Genomic DNA, 437 nt, shown 5'->3' with positions numbered 1-437 from the left:
TGGGCGGCGAGAGGTGAACAGGCGAGCGCGAGGCCTGCGGCTGTTGCGAGAAGGTGAGACCGACGCATCAGACGGCTCCTCTGAGTGTACGGCGGGATTCCAGGCGGCGAAGGACCGGAATGGTCAGAACCACCAGAATGCCGAGAAGGGTTGGGCCGAAGTCGCGCGGCAGAAGGTCAACCGGGCTGACCCCGACTTCCCACAGAGACCAGACCCATGTGTAGGCCAGAGCGCCAAGGTACAGGAATGCGCCGAGCGTACGGCCCATCACCATCAACACCCCGCTGGCAACCAGCACGATCCCGCAAATGACATAGTAAACAGAGCCGCCCAGCATCGCGAGGTCAGCCCCCATGATGACAAAGATCAGGCCCACAAGAAGAATAACGACCCCCAGAAGCAGCGTCAGCCACTCCGTCAGAGTCTTCGTGCCGTTA

At 61.6% G+C, this 437-nt stretch carries 1 protein-coding gene; it reads right to left on the bottom strand.

The genetic code is table 11. The features are described from left to right. Window positions 1–67: 67 nt before the first annotated feature. Window positions 68–437 (bottom strand): glycerol dehydrogenase (locus KP705_RS17860; RefSeq protein ID WP_374195578.1); only part of this gene is annotated, 370 nt, incomplete at its 5' end.

It is taken from the genome of Gluconobacter sp. P1D12_c, from assembly GCF_018812105.1.
Classification (GTDB): Bacteria; Pseudomonadota; Alphaproteobacteria; order Acetobacterales; family Acetobacteraceae; genus Gluconobacter; species Gluconobacter oxydans_A.
The sequence above is the reverse complement of the archived record's forward strand: the minus strand, read 5'-3'. Positions and strand labels throughout refer to the sequence as shown.